A 19,768-nucleotide genomic window follows, 5' to 3' on the forward strand; every position below is an offset into this window, starting at 1 on the left:
GAATCAGACACTAGTAAAAATAGCCTTTGCTTATGTTCAATGGAAATTAGTTTGATAACCTGTATAGAAAGGGGTATCAACTACAATCATTGATTGATTACAGGAATAAAAAAGGTCTGCGAGAGCACAAACCTTAGTAGGAAGATGGCGCGAGCGTCTTCGCTCGTGCCGATTATTCTCCGGCCTCTGGCCGAAAAAATGTAGTTGTCAATCGGCCAGAGGCCGATGAATAATTGACACGAGCGAAGACGCTCGCGCCATCAATCAAAGTAACTCACTGCTCCGATTCGTCTTTATCTTCTTTATTCTTTCCTAGTTTGACCTTCGGATTGGTTTGCGTGCCGGTAATGGTCATCGGGACACCCAGAATGCCCAGGGGTGGCAGGCCCAATCGAAAGTTCAGGTTTAGCTTCCCATCTAAGCCAACTTTACCTTCTAATCGGGGGCGGAAACCAGCTATACGCAGTTTGGTGCGGGCCAGCGTCATCGTATTTTTGGCGATCGTGGTCTTAATGGACACTTCCGAAATATCAGGATTGCTGATATCGTGCCCCGTTTTCTTGCTCACAGCTCCAAACAAGCGGAATCCGTTCATTTTGACTTTACGAACCGATAATACACCACCACCCATCAACGACGGAAGAATCGGGTCCATATTGGCGTCCAGTTTACCGCCCAGTTGGTAGTCCAGCGAAACAAGTCCTTCGGCCTTGGCCGCGGATGTCGCTAACGTTCTAAACAGCGTAATCTCACGATAGGCCCGTTTGATGTCAAAATCAATGGCATTGATGTGGTAATCGAAAGCAGCTCGTTTGGGGGATATACTCTGGTAGGTAGCATCCATCGTAACAGGTGTACCGATCACCGTAAAGCCAGTTTGCTGCAATTTAATTCGACCACTATCGATGGTCATCTGGCCATGTGCATCCTGCAAGGCCAGACCGTTATAACTCACGCGTTTAGCCGTTGCTTTCACCTCAACTGCCAGATTGGGTGGCACAACAACCACCCCCGATGACGACGAGGAGACTTTACCCGATGGCGTCGGTTTACTGGCAAAGGCCATAAATTCGTCAACATTGATCGAGTTGCTGTTCAGGGTGAAGCTGCCACGAAGGGGCGACAGTGGCTTGGTCAGGTAGTCGATAACATTTGTCAGGTAGCCGTTCATATCTACTGTAGACGAGCCATAGGTAGCCCAAAGCTTATCGAACCAAACTTTGTCCTGATCGAATCGAAACAGGCCCGTTTTGATCAGAAAAGGTAATGGGAACATATCCGACGACAGTAGTAGATCATTCACCTGCACGGTTCCTTTATTGAAAAGCTGATCATATCGGCCAGCCGTGGCATCGCTCTGATTACCACGAAGCGAGAAGTCCGTTTTTATCTTGCCCTTTACATCGTAACCCTGTTGTGCCACAACCTGGTAAAGTTTACCCACATCGACCGTGCCTTGTGAGGTAATGGCATAGGTCAGGTTATCGAAATTTTTCAGATCGGCCTGCACCTTAAATGGCTGTCCCTCAAACGAGAACGAAATAGGGCTAAAGCCAACCTTGAGCGTGTTCAGTGATGGAGATGTACTGAGAATGTTGGCGTTGACATGAATGCGTTCAATAGGATGCGGGTAGTACTTCGTCTGAACAGTGCCGTCGGTCAGCTGAATAATGGCTTTGGTGATCGGGAACTGGCGTTTTTCGGGTACATATTTCCCTTCTGTCTCGGCCTCAATGGTAAGTTTACCAGCCAATTGCAGGCTATCATTGAGCGGATAAAACGATTTCAGTTCGTCCAGGCGTAGAATAGCATCCAATCGTCCGGTCACGGCTAGTTGCCTGGGGTTACTCACCTGAACAAATCCACGAATCACATTTTGCAGGGCTTTGATCTGGAGATTTCGCAACGCAACTTGTGTGTGCTGATAATCCTGATCGGGGCAGGAAGCGTCGAGATTAAACCGGACATCCCTGATCGGCTGTGGTAGTGAGTCGTATTTAAAATAGCCATTTTCTAATGAGGACGTTAGTGTAAATCGCGGAATGCTGGAAATAGTCTGCTCCACTTTGTGCGCACTGATACGTTTCTGCGTAACAATATAATCACCGTCGGCCTGAAGATTCAGGCGATACCGACCTTTTACATCAATCAACGGAATACCAAATGCTTTGTCCCATTTTTCCAGATCAAGGTCTGTACTAACCAGCGCGTGAACGTTCGGTTTGCTGAATCCTTTTACCCGCAGCCGTGAGCTAAAAAAGTCCTTATTGATCGTAAAATAGAGCGAATCCATCGCCAGGTCCAGCTCTTCGGGATTCAGATTGGGAAGTTTGACCGCCAAATCAAGACGCAGGTTTCGAACGGGGTCGGGTGCTTTTTCGTAGGCAATTGACCCATCGCGCAGGGCAACATTGAGTTGCAGTTCCGGCTTGGTTTTATTGACCGCGCTATATTCACCCGCCAGCGACACGCCGAATGCTCCGAAACCATTAATATCCGTTTTAGCAGCCCAGCGTACCAGATCGGGCGGCAGGGCCGTAATGATATTGTGGAGGTCTGTTTCAACAGAGTTCGCTTTGAAATCCATTGTATAACCGTCGCGCAGGAAGGCAAATTTGCCCTTAAATTGAACAGGCAGCTTATTGATTTTCAGATCGTTTTTGGCAAACACAAACGCCAGCGAAGTTGTATTTACCTGGGTAATTAAATCGGCATTGACCTGTTTCCCAAGCGCATAGGGCTGATTATCGTAATAAAGATCAACCGAGTCGATGTGGGTGTGCGTGTAGAGGTCAAAGATGTCTTTACTCAAATCACCTTTGCCTTCATAGAACACGCCCTTCGCCCGAACCAGAATCGGGATCGACAAATCGTTATAGAGAATATTGGTCCGCTCGATCTGTATTTTTTCGATAGTCAGTGCAGTGCTGCTGGTATCTTTTGGAGCCGCCACCGAATCGGTAGAGGCTGCATAGACATTGTAGTTGGCGCGTCCCTCCTTATCTACCTGAACATTGATTCGCCCGTCGGCCAGAAACACCTTGTCGATTTCAATTCGCTTTTCAAGCAGGCTGGATAGATCGACGCCCAAACTGATTTCCCGGGCTGCGATGAGCGTATCCCGTTCAAACGGAGCCGAGCCGTTGAGCGTAACGTCGTGCAGGGTCAATGTCAGGTTGGGGAAGCGCGCAAAAAATGAGAGTGTCGCGTCTGAAAATACCAGTTTCCCTTTCAGGTGACTGGCTGTCCACTCGTTCAGCTTTTCCGTAATAAAGCCGGGAAACAAGTAAGGCAAACCGCCAATCGTCAGGCCGACTAGCAGAATAATAGCGCCTATGCCAAGGCTCAATCGTTTAAGCCCTGTTGCAACAGATTTTAACGTACGTTTCATGTCGGTGGGTGGTGGCGCACGAGAGGAACCGTGCTTACCAAACAAACGCTTGCTGCCAGCCAACCACAAAGTTAGTACAGCACACTGATAACTATTATACCGAATGGTTAATAGTGTAGCGCCATAAACTGACAATTCGGTGACTGCTAGTCTACTAACTGATCAGGCAAGAATCCTGCCATGGATGGTTGTGTGCTTAAATTACTGGCCCATCGAATTATCTAGCCCTTTTTAGCGCTATTTTGTACCAAAAATGACTTCCAACATTCTGTGAAAACACTAGTCGCTCTTATTCTGCTGTTGCCCGCGCTCGCTGTCGCCCAGTCGACTCCACCCGCCAACCCCTACCCATATACCCCCGTACAAGACACGGCTTATGTGCGCGAGAATTACCTGAAATCTGAATTTATGGTGTCCATGCGCGACGGCACCAAGCTCTTTACGCAGGTCTATGCGCCCAAAGACCAATCGGTGAAGCATCCGATAATGATGCAACGAACGCCTTACAGCTGCCAACCCTATGGCGTTGCCCTGTTTCGTCGACGTTTAGGGCCTAATCCATTTATGTTGCGCGAGAATTACATTGTTGTTTATCAAGATGTTCGTGGACGATGGGCGTCCGAAGGCAAGTTTGTTGAAATGACGCCCCATGTTGATAACAAGAAAGGAAATGCCGATCACGACGAAGCTTCCGATACCTACGATACCATCGATTGGCTACTGAAAAATATTCCCAACCATAACGGCAATGTGGGCCAATGGGGCATCAGTTACCCCGGTTTCTTCACCTCAGCAGGATCAGTGTCGGGCCACCCTGCTCTGAAAGCGTCGTCGCCCCAGGCACCGATGGCCGACCTCTGGCGCGATGATGCGTTTCATAACGGGGCCTTTCAAATTGCCGCGAACTTTGGTTTTTACACCGGTTTTCAGGAGCAAACAGCACCAACGAAAGAACGCCCTAAACGTTTATTTTCTATTGACGATCCCGATGGCTATCATTTTTACCTGAACATGGGGCCAACGGCCAATTCGGAAAGTCAATACTACAAAGGTCGGAACGTGTACTACCACGAAAATTTCGAACATCCTGACTATGATGAGCACTGGAAAAAGCGCAATATTCTGCCGCACCTGAAGGGTATCAAACACGCTGTCATGGTTGTTGGTGGCTGGTACGATGAGCAGGATTTGTACGGCACCTTCAACACCTACAAGGCCATTGAAAAGCAGAATCCAGGTATTCAGAGCATTTTTGTGGTAGGTCCTTGGGTACACGGTGGATGGGCGGGTCCATCAGGTCAAACACTGGCCGATGTCGATTTTGGCTCCAAGACATCGCCTTATTATCAGGAGAATATCGAAGCTAAATTTTTCAAGCACTATCTCTTCAACGAAACCACCCCGTTGACCTTACCCGAAGCCACCCTCTTCGAAACGGGCACCAATCGCTGGCGGAGTTTCGATACGTATCCCCCGAAGGGAACCGTGGAGAAACAGCTGCATTTAGGGGGTAGCGGAAAACTCAGTTTTTCGCCCGTAACCACGGGTGCGGCATTCTCTGAATTTCCTTCCGACCCAGCGCATCCGGTTCCGTTTTCCAGCAAAATCAACGATGGTTTTTCGGCGGAGTACATGGTCGACGATCAGCGATTTGCCTCCGCTCGTCCAGATGTATTGACGTTTCAAACCGACGCTCTTACGGAAGATGTAACGCTGGCTGGGCCTATTCTGGCTCAACTCACGGTATCGACCACCGGTACCGATGCCGACTGGATGGTGAAAGTGATTGATGTCTATCCGCCAGATGCACCAGAAAATCCTCAGCATAAAGACGTTGTGTATGGTAATTACCAGCAACTGATTCGGAGCGAGATTATTCGGGGGCGTTACCGGAACAACGTCAGCAAACCCGAAGCCTTCAAACCCAATCAGCCAACGCAGGTGGCCGTCGAGTTACAGGATGTTCTGCATACCTTCAAAAAAGGACACCGACTCATGGTGCAGGTCCAAAGTTCGTGCTTCCCCCTCGCCGACCGGAATCCACAAACATTCGTACCCGTTTTCTCAGCCAAAGAATCTGATTATCAGAAAGCCACGCACCGAGTGTATCATGGCAAATCAGGCGCAAGCTTCCTGAAAGTTGGCGTTTTAACGAATCCATAATGCTACAGTAAGAGCTTCTCAGGACGGATAGAGCTTTACCGCTTACAACGTTTGGGGAAGCTCTAATAACCTAGCTAAAGTGGCTAATGGAATAATGAATTACAGGAGTTTTTTTGTCATCCCGACGCAGGAGGGATCTTAAAGCATCCTTGTTTGAGAGTCAAGAAGCCTTAAGATCCCTCCTGCGTCGGGATGACAAAAAACAAGTAGCCATACCCCACGTGCGCAGGAAACTATTACTACCGATCTTATTAATTGTCAGTTTATCTACCTATGCCCAGCCAACGGCGCCCATTCCGGTTAAGGTAGTGGTCGTGACAATGTTCGAAATTGGGGCCGATACCGGCGATCGACCCGGCGAATTTCAGTACTGGGTCGAACGACTTCCACTTTCGCAAACCATCCCGTTTCCGCAGGGTTATCGTAACCTTCGGTATAATCCAGACAAACAGATTCTGGGCATTTGTACCGGTATGGGAACGGCTCGGTCTGCGGCCTCTATTATGGCGCTGGGTATGGACCCTCGCTTTGATCTATCTCATGCCTACTGGATGGTGGCGGGCATTGCCGGAATTGATCCCGAAGATGGTAGCGCAGGCTCAGCCGTCTGGGCCGAATGGTTAGTAGATGGTGACCTTGCCCATGAGATCGATCCGCGCGAAACTCCCAAAGAATGGCCAACGGGCTACCTGCCGTTACGCCGGACTAAACCCTATGAAGAACCCGCTCAGGATAACGATTTCACTGTTTCGATCCACCTGAATCCTGAATTGGCTAAGTGGGCATTTGGGCTAACGAAAGACACGAAGCTAACGGATAATGAAACCCTTCAGAAAATGCGATCCCGCTATAAGGGTTTCCCCGAAGCCCAAAAACCACCACGTGTTATGATGGGCGACCATATTGCTGCCATGACTTTCTGGCACGGTAAATACCTGAATGACTGGGCCAACAAATGGGTCAGTTACTGGACAGGAGGCAAAGGAAATTTTGTAACGTCGGCTATGGAGGATACCGGAACCGGGCAGTCTCTACAGTGGCTGACAAATGCGGGAAAAGCGGATATCAATCGGTATATGGTTTTGCGAACGGCAAGTAATTACACCATGCAACCCGCTGGCGTAACAGCCGCCGAAAATCTAACCAATGGCGGCAAAGAAGTTGGGGAACGTTACACGGCTTACGTGCCAGCACTGGAAGCCGCTTACCAAACGGGCGTTGTGGTCATCGATAAACTGATTGGGAACTGGGCTGTTTATAAAGACAAGACGCCGGGTAACTAACGGCAGCATCTGGCGCGGGTATTTACCCGTGCCTTTTATATTGCCAGTATTTACTGGTGTTCAATATAGGGGCCAGCGAATACTGGCCATATGAACAAGCACGAGCAAATGCTCGCGCCAGAATTAGCTCAACTCATGCGTATTTTACTTTTGCTTTCATTATTCGTTCTTTTCCAACATCTTACCCTGGCTCAATCTGTACAAAAGCCCAAATTGACCGTTACACCCCTGAATGATCAGGTGTATGTGCATACCACCTATGGTCTATATCGTGGCACGCCTGTAGGCTCTAATGGACTGATCGTAAAGACGAAAGATGGAGTTGTGTTGATTGATACGGGTTGGGATACCGACACCAATACCGATAATACCCGAGATATAGTACAATGGGTTGCCGATAATCTGCACCAACCGATCCGACTTTGCATTGTTACGCATGCGCACGAAGATCGTGTAGGTGGGATTCATGAACTCCGTAAAGCGGGCATCCGGGTCGTAAGCACGCCCTTAACCGCGCAGAAATCGGTGAAACTCGGCTATGAATCGCCCGATGGTATTTTACCGAACGATACTACATTCACGATTGGGCAAGAGCCGATCCGGTGCTACTTTGCGGGCGAAGGACACACCAGCGATAACATTGTGGTCTGGCTACCTAATCAGAAAATTTTGCATGGCGGATGCCTGGTAAAAAGCGTAGCCGCCTTCGGAATGGGGAATCTTGCTGATGCGAACCTAAATGCCTGGGCAGGTACCATTCAGAATGTGATGAAGCAATTTGGCGATGCTCGAATTGTGGTTCCCGGTCATGAGGAATGGGGTGATAAAAAATCACTGGAACACACCTTAACGCTCCTCAAAAAGCACGCAGCCGCTAAAAAATGAGTGGTTTGTAAGTATAGTTTTCTGTCATTCCGACGTCAGGAGGAATCTCAAGTTTCCGTATTAGTCAAGCTTGAGATTCCTCCTGACGTCGGAATGACAGAAAAACAAGCATTTTCAATCAACACAGCACAGCTTTTTTCCAAAACATTATCTTTGAACCCGCTTTTTATTAATAAAATAGAGCGGCCGATTTCCGCAGATATCAAGGAAGTTATTACTGAATGTGGCTAAGCTCTCGTAGCCAACCAGACTGGCAATCTCCGAAACATTATCGTTTCCCTGTTCCATCAACTCCAGCGCTTTCATCATTCTAGCCAGTTTACAATAGCTGGAAAAAGACACGCCAAGTTGTTGCCTGCACAAGCGACTCAACGTTCGAACCGAAAATCCGAACTGGTGAGCCAGCGTCTCGATACTAATTTTTTCAGCTAAGTGATTTTTCAGGTAGTCCAGCAATTGAGCGAGTTTTTCATGACTGGTCGAAGGAAGGCAGACATGTATGGATTTTGTCATTTCCTCTGGCAACAGGTCCTGAATAGCCTGTAGAAACGTAACTTCCCGAAAATCTGCCGGTTCCACTTCATTCCATCTTTCGGTGTACCGAACCATTTCCTTCAGCAAAGGGGAAACGGGGAAGACCGTAAGTTCAGACTTAAGCCCATTCGTTGATGAATCGGCCGGAAAACAGATCGCCCGCATGTGCAGCGATGGACTGTCTGACCAAATTTCATGCAGTGTATTGGGAGGAATCCAGGCCCCATACCAACTGGGCAACAACACTTTTTTACCCGCTACGTGCAGATGAACGAACCCATTTTCGGCGTAGACAAACTCCCCCCACGGATGCTGGTGCCAATCGGTGTAAAAGCGTCCTAACTCCTGATGATAGACAAACGTGGGTTTCTCGGCTGCAACCGACGCACAGCTTACTGGTTTTCGGGCGGTGGCCGATGCGAACAAATCATTGTCTTTTTCAAACATACGGGCCAAGTTAGAAAAATCTACTTTTGCCAGCACATTATTTGTGGGCTTTGCATGACCCCGATGGGGGCACACAACTTTTAGTTTAAATCGGCTTAACAAATTGGCGAGTCTACATTTACATAAAACAATTACTTATGAATCCTCCAACGGTAAAATCATTCCCGGCAGCTTACAAATTAATTGAAAAAGCAACGCAGGAAGCGGGCTTTTCCATGGCCTCCGATCCGCTCACCTGTGCTTTACTTAGTACGCTGGCAGCTAGTAAACCCGGAGGAAATTTTCTGGAATTAGGAACTGGCACAGGGCTGGCAACCGCCTGGATACTAGCCGGAATGGACAACGCTTCAACCTTGATTTCACTGGACAACGATCCCGCTTGTCTGGCCATTGCCCAACAGTATTTGATCGCCGATAGTAGACTAAACCTTATAGAAGCCGACGGCGGTGAATGGCTTCAAACAGCCGTGGGTCAGAAATTCGACTATATTTTCGCGGACACCTGGCCGGGGAAATACTTCTTCCTGGACGAAACGTTGGCGTTATTAAAACCGGGTGGTTTTTACCTGATTGACGACATGCTACCCCAACCCAACTGGCCAGCCGGGCATGATCAAAAAGCTGCGGATTTGCTGGCACACCTGCAAACCCGCCCCGATCTACGCATCAGTCAGTTAGACTGGGCCACTGGTGTTGTAGTAGCCGTCAAGCAATAAACCAACCTATTTGTAGTCCATTGCTTATGCAAACAACTCACCCAAATCTCACCCTTGTTCATCGATTTTTCCAGGCCTATGCCGAGCAGGATCTGTTAACAATCCATCAACTTCTTTCGCCAACCATTCGCTGGGTTATTCCCGGAAAGCATCCGTTGAGTGGCGTTAAATCGGGTCCCGATGAAGTACTCGCCTACTTGAATCAATTGGGCAAGGCCGCTTTTCAGGCTCAACCAATTGTAGCGGGCGTTACTGATGACTACGTAATTGATTGTCATCATAATTGGAGTAATCTTCCCGAAGGTGGCCAGTTTACGGGCATGTCCTGTCTGCTCTGGAAATTTGCGGATGGCCAAATTAGCGAAGTCTACAACTTCCCCCAGGATCAACATCAGGTTGATTCATTTTTCCAGAATCTCTACGGGTAGAACGCTTGCTTCTCCCAAAAGGAGGGCGTATACTGCTACCAAATTCAATAGCCTTGCTGATCAGTAACCATTGCCGATCAATCAGGCTATTCTAAATGACTACGCCCAATGCCCAAACTTATCTTAATGGATCACGACGGCGCAATTGATGATTTATTGTCGCAATTGCTCGTACTCACCATGCCCGATACCGAACTGATCGGGGTGACGGTAACCCCCGCCGATTGTTATATCGAACCCGCCCTCGAATCGACATACAAGCTGCTCCAGTTGATGGGAAAGGAACAGGTCGCCCTGGGCCGGGGGGATTATTATGGCATCAATGCCTTTCCGAATGAGTGGCGCGCCCGGCCGGAGATCATCAATGCGTTGCCCATGTTGATCAACCTGCCCAAATCGCCCGATCCATATCTGTACCCAAGCGCCCCCGACCTGATCATCGATAAGTTATCCTCAGCCACGCAAAAGGTAACGATTCTGATGACGGGGCCGTGCTCTAATCTGGTGATGGCACTGGAGAAAGCGCCTGAACTAAAAGCGAAAATCGATGAGATTGTCTGGATGGCGGGAGCATTCAGAACGAACGGAAATGTGCAGACCTTCCAGCACGACGGTAGTGCTGAATGGAATGTGTTCTGGGACCCCATCAGTTCGCAAAAACTGGTTTCCTATGAACTTCCACTGACCTTGATTCCGCTGGACGTCACGAACCATGTACCTGTTACGAAGAAGTTTCTGTCTACGCTGGCCACGCAAATTGACTACAAGCTTTCCAATTTAACAGGGCAACTTTGGGCGCTTACACTCGATACAATTCCGAGTTACCACTATACCTATTTCATGTGGGATCTCTTGGCTACGAGTTATTTGGCTATGTCTGAACAATTCACGACCGAAATCGTAAAAGCGAACGTAAGCACTCGCCCACCCAACGCCGGCCAAACCTATCTGGACTCGAACGGCTACGAGTTAAAAATCGCGACCGACGTGAATGTTGGTTATTTCTATGAGTATATCTTAAAGCAGTACAAGCAGTAGCTCAAGCGTCAATTTCAGATCTTTCTCAGAAAAACGTGTCACAACCTACACTAGGCTGTGACACGTTTTTTAGCTACCCTCCTGCTCTTATACTCAGTAGTAAATCCTTTCATTCTGAAAGCTACTTGATAACCCAGCCTAAATGATAAGTAACATAAATACGGGATTAGAAATGGCCCATAGAGCCTATCTAATCCCGTATTTACGTTAAGTAACTATTCAAATCAGAAAAACACAAAAGGCTTAGTATCAAGATTTTCAGGGTAATATCTGAGTTGTTATTGAATAATATTACCAACAAAACAAGAAAATGTCATAAATAGCCGTATCCCTTTTGTTACTGGATAACTATATGACTTAAATTAGTGCCTGATTATCTTCCCTCTTCCATGCTAATTTTAGCTAAACGCTTCGTTTATCTTATAATTTGGTTAGCTCCCTGCATTGTATTGGCTCAGCAGGAACAGCCGGCTATCGAATCCAGCGCTCCCGATTCCATTAAGATAAAACAGCTTTGGAACCTAAGTGACTCTTTGCTGAACACTAGCCAGTTTGCGCCCGTCAAGAAACTATTGGAACAGGCATTGGCCATTGCACAGGCTAGTGAAGATACCCATCGAATAGCTATTGGTTACCGGAAACTTGCTGGTTTTTACCAATCAACTGGCGACTTTGCTACGGCCATATCCTTCTATTTAAAGGCACAGGTGGCTTTTAAAGCCAGTAGTGATCAACGGAATTATATCCGAATGTTTAATAATATCGGCTTCTGTTACAATCGACTTGACAAGACTAAAGAAGCTCGTCAGCATGTAGAGCGGGGTATGGCCTTGGCGCAGCAATCTGGCTACGACCAGCTACTGCCTGAGTTTTATAGTGAGCTAATCAATATAGACAGCAACAGTAAGCAGTACGCATCAGCGATTGCGTATACTAATAGGGTGTTGGCATATTATAAGCAGAAAAAAGACTGGAATACCTACTATGGTACCCTGTTTAACGCCGGATTGCTCTATAAAAATATGGGTCAGTACGTTCGGTCAGAGCAGTCGTTTCGGCAGTCGATGGCCTATGCAATCAAAACGAACGACGAATTCTTGCAGGGTTATATCAACACAAGCATTCCTTACGCACTGATTCCGCAGAATAAATTAGACGAAGCGGAAGAAGCTTGCCACAAGGCCCTTATCTGGGCTGAAAAAAAGGGACTGGAGAAACATTCCATCTTAGCCGATGTAAACGAACATTTGAGTCGAATTTATGAGAAACGAGGAGACTTCCGTCAGGCATTACTCTTTTATAAACGCCATATAGCCAGTCGTGATAGCGTATTTAACGCCACAAAAAACCGACAGGTAGCCGAATTGGAAGCTCGTTATCAAACGCGGGAAAAAGAAGAAAACATCCGGGAGTTAGCAGCTACCAATGCTCACCAAACCCGCCAGATTTGGGCGGGTGTAGGCGGCTTAATTGTACTGACCATTCTGCTCGGAACACTGTACTGGCTGTATGCGCGCGTACAACAAAGTCGTAAGAAAATTACCCAGCAATCAGATCAGTTAACCCTGATGATGAGAGAGTTGCATCATCGCGTAAAAAATAATCTGGCCATTGTATCCAGTCTGCTTAAGTTACAATCGAATCGTCTGGACGATGAAAAAGCTATACAGGCGGTTCGCGTAGGGCAACAACGGGTTGAAGCCATGTCGCTTATTCACCAACGGCTTTATCAAACAGACGAAGTAACGACCGTGAACATGCGTGCTTATCTGGCCGATTTGTCGGAGAGCCTAATGCGGGCTTACGATTATTCGGCTGACGAATTTGACCTACAACTCAATATCGAGCTCGAGGAATTGGATGTCGATATGGCTATGCCCCTGGGATTAATCGTTAACGAACTGATTACCAATTCGTTTAAATACGCCTATAACAAGGCCGATAGGAAACGTCCCTTGCTCCGAATCGACTTACGGCAACAAACCGATCAAGCACAATCTGGCATTACGTTAGAAGTTCAGGATAACGGGCCTGGTATCGACATATCAGACTGGCAACAAAAGGGTAATAAATCTTCGTTCGGGAAACGATTAATAGCCTCACTTAGCGAGCAACTGGACGGGCATTTTGAACTACTCAAACAGAATGGGACTTTATTCCGACTCCATATGCCCAACATCCGGACTCAAGCATAAGCCTAAGCACCGTCAATTCCCGAATTTTATTAACTGCAATGTATGAATCCCGATGAACGAGTAAAAATTCTGATTGTCGAAGATGAGCCTATTCTGGCAATGGAATTGAGCGATAGTCTGGAAGATGAAGGATATGATGTGGTTGGCACAGCCAATAATGGGCGCAAAGCGCTGGATATCTTCAAACGACAACCCGTCGATCTGTTGTTGTGCGATATTACGATTAAAGGCGATTGGGACGGTATTGAAACAGTGCAACATATTACGAACGAGCGGCCTGTACCGATTATTTACCTAACTGCCCTGACGGATCGCGAAACGCTGGAACGAGCGAAACAGACTTACCCGGCGGCTTACGTCAACAAGCCTTATCAGTTGCACAGTCTTCGAACAGCCATTGAGTTAGCGATTCATAACTTTATTGCCCGGACTAATCCAGCTCCAGCTAATCAACCCGAAACTACCCTATCGGATCGGGACATACTTGGCCGGGAAACAATCCTGCAAATCAATGATCACTTATTCATAAAACAGAACTATCAGTTCGTAAAAGTGAATTTAAGCGACCTTCTATATCTGGAAGCCGATAATATTTATACTACGCTGTTTACCTCAAGCCGCAAGTATGTACTCCGCCTTACATTGAGTGGTATTCTGGAACGCATCAATTTACCAGAGCTGGTTCGCATTCATCGCTCCTTTGCTGTTAATATCAACAAAGTAGATTCATTTAACGAGGCCGAAATAAGTATTGGCTCCTATTTAATACCGATCAGTCGAAGCTACAAAGACGATTTCTTGCGGCACTTTTTGCATAGATAAACGAGGTGCTTATCAAGCAAGATTATCAATTACAAAAAAACGGGGTGTATAAAAAATTAAATTATTTTTTATACACCCCGTTTTTTATCTAGTTATTTTCTTTTTATGATTCCTCCTATTATCGGAATGATAAAAAAATGGTCTTCTAAACAAGCATTTCTTTATTGTATTTATTCCTGTAATCAACAGGCGCTAAACCAGTAATTTTTTTAAATATAGTCCTGAATGCTTTTGTATCTGAATAGCCAACATCGTACATAATTTCATTGACTGTTTTCCGACCTGTTTCGAGGCTTTTTTTAGCGGCTTCCATTTTTACGCGCTGCATATATTCCGCAACGGTATTGGATGTAGCTTTTTTGAAACGTCGTTCCAGATTTCGCCTTCCTAACGCAAATTTTGATGCTAAATCGTCGACCGATATTTTATCCTGAAAATTCCTTTCTATAAATTCCTGTGCTTTTTTAATAGGTTCATCTTCATGATCTTTTTGACCCTGAAAAATCGTAAACGAGGACTGATTTTCCCGCTCTATTTCTATCGCAAACACTTTGGCTGCCAGAATCGCAATATCACGGCCAGCATATTTCTCAATTAGATACAGAATAAGATTCAAATACGAAAATGCTCCTCCACTCGAATAAATGCCATGCTCGTCGGTGATAATTTTTTCGGTTACCAGATCAACATCCGGGAACAGTTGTTTGAATTGATTCGCAGCGAGCCAATGTGTCGCACATTTTCGACCTTTCAATAAGCCAGTTGAGGCTAATAAAAAAGCACCTAAACAGAGGCTGGCAACTTCAGCTCCGTTTTCATATTGTTTAATAATCCAGGGAATAAAATCCCGGTTATTTTCTATCGAAGTTTTCAGGTCGCCATCAAGAGCCGGAATGATAATTAAATCTGCTTTTTCTACGTCATCGATTAATAAATCAGCATGAACAGTAAATAAGCCTCCGCTTATCGGTGTTTCTTTCGAAAGGCCAACTAGCTGCACCTTAAATAAAGGATCTTCGCCCCTTGCTTTGAAAAAATTATTTACTTCTGAAAATAATTGGCGGGTGCCTTCCAGACTGCCTAAAATAGCACCTTTTGGGATTAGGATCGATATCTGCTTCATAGTTCAAAAATAGCGAAAATCACTGTCGGAATCAACCCTTACTTTGCCGTATTTACCCCCTATTGGTGTTACTAAATCGCGCTACATTTGTCTATAGCAAAACCAGAAATAGAACAACTAATACGTACCATGAGAAAGGTAATTTTATTCATGCATATGTCGCTCGATGGCTTCGTATGCGGCCCCAATGGCGAGCAGGACTGGAAGACCATGAACGATGATGACATGGGCAAATACCTCGCAGCAGACTTCCAGTCGACGGTCGATACGATCCTGACTGGGCGCGTTTTGTACCAGGGTTTCGCCAGTTTCTGGCCTTCCGTTCCGTCCAGTCCGGGTATCCCGGCAGAACTAGTCGATTTCGGAAATTGGATGAATAATACCCGTAAGATTGTTTTCTCCAAGACCTTACAAACCGTCGACTGGACCAACTCAGTCTTAGCCGAGCGGGACATTGTCGACGAAATCAATTATTTAAAACAGCAGCCGGGTGGCGACATGGTGGTCTTCGGCGGGGCAACCTTCGTTGCAGCTCTGGCTGAACAAAATCTGATTGACGAATACCGAATCAAATTGGAACCAATCCTTCTCGGCGACGGCAAGGCTTTATTCAAGGATGTTCATGACCGGACCAAACTAACGCTTACCAAAGCCAAAGCGTTTAACTCAGGTGTGGTTGGACTTTATTATCAGGTTACTACATAGAGCGCAGATTTTTAAGATTGTTACGATTAACAGTGATTTTTTGAGATAAGAACGTAAAGATGAGAAAGCTGATTTTTTTCATGCACACATCCCTGGATGGTTTTGTGGCAGGCACTAACGGAGAAATGGATTGGATTAATCTGGACGACTCCCTGTTCGACTTCGTTGGCTCCATGACCGAACAAGCCGACGCAGCCCTCTATGGCCGAGTAACTTATGAAATGATGCAGGCCTATTGGCCGACCGCAGCTGAGCAACCCGATGCCTCTAAACACGACATTGAGCATGGCAACTGGTACAACAACGTCGCAAAAATTGTCTTATCCAAAACGATCAGTGGCGCTGGCTTAACGAACACAACCGTCATTGGAGATCAGCTTTCGGAGCATATCAATCGGTTAAAACAGCAGGAAGGCCAAAACATATTGATTTTCGGAAGTCCTGGCGCTTCGCAATCGTTATTAAATCTGGGGCTTATCGATGAGTTCTGGTTATTCGTCAATCCAATAATTTTAGGTCAAGGACTACCCCTATTTGATCATGTTACAGGAACGACCAAACTAAAACTTATAGAAACAAAATCGTTTGATTGTAACGTAATCGCCATTCATTATGGGAAGCCGTAGTAATATTATTATCAACAATTGAGTACCCATAAACTTAAGACTTTCGTAGGGAGCCATGCCATCGTAGCGGCAGACCGTGGTTCAATTGACTTACCTGAATAACCGTGGCATAGCTCCCTGCGAAAGTCCTACTATTCTTAAAATTCGCCCAGAAACCACCCGTCACCTACTAAGCGAAAATTCTTCGGCCGTTTGTATGAAAAGTCTTGGCGCTATCCGGCCTTTTTTAGAACTTGATAGCATACCATTCATTACCCTTGTAGTAAAGAATTACGAACGAATCTATCCGGCTATTTTCGCTTAAATATCATGCAACACCAACGCTCCAACAATTACAAAAGGCATAACAATCAGCCAGTCCAACCCCCAAAGAAGTACTATAGCCAGAAACGAGCACCAAACTCTCCTCCTATTAAAACTAATAGTGGCCAGGCTGGAGCATTTGCTCCTGTTAGTTTTAAGCCTAAAGTTGGCATCAGCAATCGGCCAGGATTTGGCTACGATAGTAAGGCCTTAAGTGATAATAAAGGTGCACCTATTCTGACATTTTCATTACCACCTAACCACTTCGCGTTGGACAGGGAGGCCACCGAAATCCAAACACAACAGGAGTTAAAAAGCGTACAGAAAGACCGTATTATAAAGAATGTCAATGAGCATCTAGCTGGCGTCCACGGCTTGTATATTCCAGGCGGTCAGGATAACCTAGATCGAGAAAAAAACGGTCATATTGAGAAAGAGAGCCGTGAAAACTATGAACAGGCTTTAATCAAAAGGGCTCGAAATTTAGGTATGCCCATTTTGGCAATATGCGGTGGGTCCAGAAGTCTGGCGCGTGGATTTGGAGGAATGGAGCAAACGTTAACCGATAATCAAATTGAGATTCATAATCATAAAGGTACCAGTGCCATAGCTCACCCATTGCATTTTAGTAATGTCCCTACCGATAGGGGCTCTTTTTCATCGAATCAGTTTTTTGGCCTTTTAGGTGGGGCAGCCCAGCATAAAGACAGAGTCAAAACAATCGTGAACAAAATCAATGCGATGAATTCCACCCACCAAAAAGTGGTCGCCTTGGATAAGAACAGAGAAATGATTATTCGGGACGATGTCGGATCAGATACGCTGAGAGTGAAAGGCAAGAATGTGCCTCAAAAACGAATGCTAATTAATGGCAAGCCAGAAGTGGAGTTTACAGTCTGGGATGGAACCGGTGAAACTAAGACCCCAGAGGGTTTTGAAACACGATATGGAGCTCCCGTTATGGGAATTACCTCACACCCAGAGGCTATATCAGGAACCGGGGGAGCGAGAAAGGCATTTGACGAGCATCAGGACGCTATCATGTGGTCAGATAATATCTTCAAAGGCTTTGCGCAATCAATGCAAACTTACGCAGCCAAGCAGCAAGTACTTTCCGATTTAAAGTCTGGTAAGCCAATTAAATTAAAGCATGTTACTCCAGTAGTAAAATCGCCCGCAGCCGTAGTACAGATCGAAGCCCAAAATCGATTACCGGGCAGACTGCAATGGAAATACAATACGGAATTGGTAGCCCTTAAGCCTATATCTACCTCTACGAATCTAGTAGTTCCTAAAACAGTAAACAGACCCAAATTGACCGATATACAACTAGGAGAAATGCACAAGAAAGAACCCAACTACAATCCATGGCATAAAATCAAATGGATAGAACAATATAAAAAAGATCATCCGGAAAATGACTATGTGTAGTTATGCTCGGTCTGGCAGCTACGCAATCGTGATTAATTGAACAAGGCTCCTTTGTAAGCTTATACTTACAAAGGAGCCTTGTTCAATTAAATGAATGTATTAAAAGCAGTGCCAAAAATTACTGGACAACAGCGTAATCACGCAGCCTTCGGAAACAGGCGGATGTAAAACGTATAAACGTAACAACCCGCGCAGAAACCAAAAACAGATTCGAGTGTGGCGAAAATCACCAACACCATTGTCGGGATAAGTGTAGAAATAGCTGCTAGTTGAAGCCCCAAAATGAGCAATCCAAAAGCCAATCCAACACGAGCCGCAAACCGCTTGGGGGCTTGATCGGTAGCTTTATAAGGCAACCGAAGCGTCTTGACTAACCCTTCGGCCAGGTTCGCGAAAAGACTATATTTGCCCAAATCAAAACTCCGCAAGCCAAAGTCTACGACCAGTAACAAGGGCCATACCAACCAACCACTGGCTAGATACACTAGTCCGGTAATCAACACCAGACCGGCTACCAGCCGGACCTTCGTTTCATTAATCTGCACCCCATCAACAGGGCACTCAAGATTCGTATTCATTTCGTAAGGCAGTTGACTGTTCCTGAAACACTAGCCTAATGCTTCCAACACCTCGGCTTGTTGTGTAAAGCCTTCAAAATTCTCGTCCAGAAAATGGTAGTGGATCTGGCGGGAACGATCGACAACATACACAGCCGGAACAAACACATCTTCCGAAATACCCGACACCCGATCCCAGATTGGATCTGTTTCCGAATAAACTCCAAACTGGCGAGCTACCGATTTATCAGCGTCGTAGGCTAGTAGCATCGACGATAGATCAGTATGTTTGGCCAGATATTTAGGATTTTCGTTGGTAAAGACGACCATCTGGCCCCCTTTCTCCCGAACTTCAGCGGCCATGTTTGTCAGTGCGGTTAAGAACGGGCGGGCGTAACCTCCCCAGCAAGGGCAATAGAAACTAATCACAATTGGCCCACGGGTTAGTAATTCGGGCAGGCTCACCGTCTGATGCGATACGCCAGCTGTAATAAGAGACGCCTGCCAATAATCGGCGGTGTCGACTAACGAGAAGAAAGGAACTGATTCACCCGTTAACAAGGGACGAACTCGCTCAATAGGCTGCCGGTCTTTAACAACTACACCCCGTATCTCCCCCAATTCATTAACCATTTCCAGTGTCATAGTCTGTATTGCTTAATTTAAAACCTCTTAATCTATATATTAACTAGATTTTTCTCGAAAATAAAGAAGCCAGTTCCAAACTGACTTAGGCGATCTCGATCAGTTATTGAGATCGGCAGCAAAGTTGATAAGTATTTTTTAATTCTGCAAACAAAATCAACAAAATGATTATCAATTAGTTATGAAATAGTCTATCGACTTCAGGGAGTTAACCTATTATCTCTACTAATTAAGAGGGTAAATTTAAATAATCAGGCTTAACCATTCATATGGGCACGCCTTCTACGGTTAAAAAGAACCCTTGTCCATCTATTTCAGAAAGTTTAGAGGCTGCCTAAAAATCAGATTTTTCAATTACTTACCTTACCCCCAACCCCCTGAAGGGGGCTTAGTTCATCGTGGGAATAAGCCCCTTCAGGGGGTTGGGGGTAAAACTATAGACTGCTTTTATGAAATTTAGACAGTTTCTTCAATAA

16 protein-coding genes are annotated in these 19,768 nt (G+C 46.0%); 11 read left to right on the forward strand and 5 right to left on the reverse strand.

Annotated features, from left to right (window positions below; translation table 11 throughout):
- Positions 1-274 precede the first annotated feature (274 nt).
- Positions 275-3,391: an AsmA family protein gene (locus H3H32_RS21655; protein WP_182457709.1), complete on the reverse strand. Its 3,117-nt coding sequence runs from the start codon at positions 3,389-3,391 to the stop codon at positions 275-277.
- 270 nt (positions 3,392-3,661) lie between these two features.
- Here H3H32_RS21655 and H3H32_RS21660 point away from each other — a divergent pair, with 270 nt between their 5' ends.
- From H3H32_RS21660 to bla, 3 genes are all read left to right on the forward strand, one after another.
- Positions 3,662-5,554 carry a CocE/NonD family hydrolase gene (locus H3H32_RS21660; protein ID WP_182457710.1) on the forward strand — a complete coding sequence of 631 codons (1,893 nt, stop codon included), beginning with the start codon at positions 3,662-3,664 and terminating at the stop codon, positions 5,552-5,554.
- 221 nt (positions 5,555-5,775) lie between these two features.
- A complete protein-coding gene (locus tag H3H32_RS21665; protein ID WP_240543447.1) occupies positions 5,776-6,837 on the forward strand; it encodes a purine nucleoside permease in 1,062 nt (353 codons plus the stop codon).
- Between the two features lie 90 nt (positions 6,838-6,927).
- On the forward strand, positions 6,928-7,722 hold the full coding sequence (gene bla / locus H3H32_RS21670; RefSeq protein ID WP_240543448.1) for a subclass B1 metallo-beta-lactamase: 795 nt from the start codon (positions 6,928-6,930) through the stop codon (positions 7,720-7,722).
- Positions 7,723-7,869: 147 nt separating this feature from the next.
- Here bla and H3H32_RS21675 read toward each other — a convergent pair whose 3' ends face one another.
- Positions 7,870-8,703, reverse strand: coding sequence for an AraC family transcriptional regulator (locus H3H32_RS21675; protein WP_182457711.1), 834 nt, complete (start codon positions 8,701-8,703; stop codon positions 7,870-7,872).
- A gap of 137 nt (positions 8,704-8,840) precedes the next feature.
- Between H3H32_RS21675 and H3H32_RS21680 the strand changes: the two genes are divergently transcribed.
- From H3H32_RS21680 to H3H32_RS21700, 5 genes are all read left to right on the forward strand, one after another.
- Positions 8,841-9,419 (forward strand): O-methyltransferase, encoded by a 579-nt coding sequence (locus H3H32_RS21680; RefSeq protein WP_182457712.1) that lies wholly within the window; start codon positions 8,841-8,843, stop codon positions 9,417-9,419.
- 26 nt (positions 9,420-9,445) lie between these two features.
- Positions 9,446-9,847 carry a nuclear transport factor 2 family protein gene (locus H3H32_RS21685; protein ID WP_182457713.1) on the forward strand — a complete coding sequence of 134 codons (402 nt, stop codon included), beginning with the start codon at positions 9,446-9,448 and terminating at the stop codon, positions 9,845-9,847.
- A 108-nt stretch (positions 9,848-9,955) separates the two neighbouring features.
- A complete protein-coding gene (locus H3H32_RS21690; RefSeq protein ID WP_182457714.1) occupies positions 9,956-10,885 on the forward strand; it encodes a nucleoside hydrolase in 930 nt (309 codons plus the stop codon).
- Positions 10,886-11,274: 389 nt separating this feature from the next.
- Entirely contained in the window at positions 11,275-13,080 is a 1,806-nt protein-coding gene (locus H3H32_RS21695; protein WP_182457715.1) for a tetratricopeptide repeat-containing sensor histidine kinase, read from the forward strand.
- Between the two features lie 42 nt (positions 13,081-13,122).
- Entirely contained in the window at positions 13,123-13,902 is a 780-nt protein-coding gene (locus H3H32_RS21700; protein ID WP_182457716.1) for a response regulator, read from the forward strand.
- A gap of 145 nt (positions 13,903-14,047) precedes the next feature.
- On the opposite strand, the gene H3H32_RS21705 is transcribed toward H3H32_RS21700, so the two are convergent.
- A complete protein-coding gene (locus H3H32_RS21705) occupies positions 14,048-15,025 on the reverse strand; it encodes a GlxA family transcriptional regulator (protein ID WP_182457717.1) in 978 nt (325 codons plus the stop codon).
- Between the two features lie 129 nt (positions 15,026-15,154).
- On the opposite strand from H3H32_RS21705, the gene H3H32_RS21710 reads away from it, so the two are divergent.
- From H3H32_RS21710 to H3H32_RS21720, 3 genes are all read left to right on the forward strand, one after another.
- A complete protein-coding gene (locus H3H32_RS21710; protein ID WP_182457718.1) occupies positions 15,155-15,730 on the forward strand; it encodes a dihydrofolate reductase family protein in 576 nt (191 codons plus the stop codon).
- 59 nt (positions 15,731-15,789) lie between these two features.
- Positions 15,790-16,356 carry a dihydrofolate reductase family protein gene (locus H3H32_RS21715; protein ID WP_182457719.1) on the forward strand — a complete coding sequence of 189 codons (567 nt, stop codon included), beginning with the start codon at positions 15,790-15,792 and terminating at the stop codon, positions 16,354-16,356.
- Positions 16,357-16,665: 309 nt separating this feature from the next.
- The gene (locus H3H32_RS21720; RefSeq protein ID WP_182457720.1) at positions 16,666-18,090 is read left to right on the forward strand and encodes a gamma-glutamyl-gamma-aminobutyrate hydrolase family protein; all 1,425 of its coding nucleotides are present in this window, start codon (positions 16,666-16,668) and stop codon (positions 18,088-18,090) included.
- Positions 18,091-18,227: 137 nt separating this feature from the next.
- Here H3H32_RS21720 and H3H32_RS21725 read toward each other — a convergent pair whose 3' ends face one another.
- On the reverse strand, positions 18,228-18,668 hold the full coding sequence (locus H3H32_RS21725; RefSeq protein WP_182457721.1) for a DUF4395 domain-containing protein: 441 nt from the start codon (positions 18,666-18,668) through the stop codon (positions 18,228-18,230).
- A 30-nt stretch (positions 18,669-18,698) separates the two neighbouring features.
- A complete protein-coding gene (locus tag H3H32_RS21730) occupies positions 18,699-19,292 on the reverse strand; it encodes a redoxin domain-containing protein (RefSeq protein WP_182457722.1) in 594 nt (197 codons plus the stop codon).
- Positions 19,293-19,768: the final 476 nt, after the last annotated feature.

Source organism: Spirosoma foliorum, assembly GCF_014117325.1.
GTDB lineage: Bacteria > Bacteroidota > Bacteroidia > Cytophagales > Spirosomataceae > Spirosoma > Spirosoma foliorum.

Coding starts and splice junctions, on each gene's coding strand:
- H3H32_RS21655 (WP_182457709.1), bottom strand. CDS start 3,391: ATGAAACGTACGTTAAAATCTGTTGCAACAGGGCTTAAACGATTGAGC.
- bla (WP_240543448.1), top strand. CDS start 6,928: ATGAACAAGCACGAGCAAATGCTCGCGCCAGAATTAGCTCAACTCATG.
- H3H32_RS21675 (WP_182457711.1), bottom strand. CDS start 8,703: ATGTTTGAAAAAGACAATGATTTGTTCGCATCGGCCACCGCCCGAAAA.
- H3H32_RS21680 (WP_182457712.1), top strand. CDS start 8,841: ATGAATCCTCCAACGGTAAAATCATTCCCGGCAGCTTACAAATTAATT.
- H3H32_RS21685 (WP_182457713.1), top strand. CDS start 9,446: ATGCAAACAACTCACCCAAATCTCACCCTTGTTCATCGATTTTTCCAG.
- H3H32_RS21690 (WP_182457714.1), top strand. CDS start 9,956: ATGCCCAAACTTATCTTAATGGATCACGACGGCGCAATTGATGATTTA.
- H3H32_RS21695 (WP_182457715.1), top strand. CDS start 11,275: ATGCTAATTTTAGCTAAACGCTTCGTTTATCTTATAATTTGGTTAGCT.
- H3H32_RS21700 (WP_182457716.1), top strand. CDS start 13,123: ATGAATCCCGATGAACGAGTAAAAATTCTGATTGTCGAAGATGAGCCT.
- H3H32_RS21705 (WP_182457717.1), bottom strand. CDS start 15,025: ATGAAGCAGATATCGATCCTAATCCCAAAAGGTGCTATTTTAGGCAGT.
- H3H32_RS21710 (WP_182457718.1), top strand. CDS start 15,155: ATGAGAAAGGTAATTTTATTCATGCATATGTCGCTCGATGGCTTCGTA.
- H3H32_RS21715 (WP_182457719.1), top strand. CDS start 15,790: ATGAGAAAGCTGATTTTTTTCATGCACACATCCCTGGATGGTTTTGTG.
- H3H32_RS21720 (WP_182457720.1), top strand. CDS start 16,666: ATGCAACACCAACGCTCCAACAATTACAAAAGGCATAACAATCAGCCA.
- H3H32_RS21725 (WP_182457721.1), bottom strand. CDS start 18,668: ATGAATACGAATCTTGAGTGCCCTGTTGATGGGGTGCAGATTAATGAA.
- H3H32_RS21730 (WP_182457722.1), bottom strand. CDS start 19,292: ATGACACTGGAAATGGTTAATGAATTGGGGGAGATACGGGGTGTAGTT.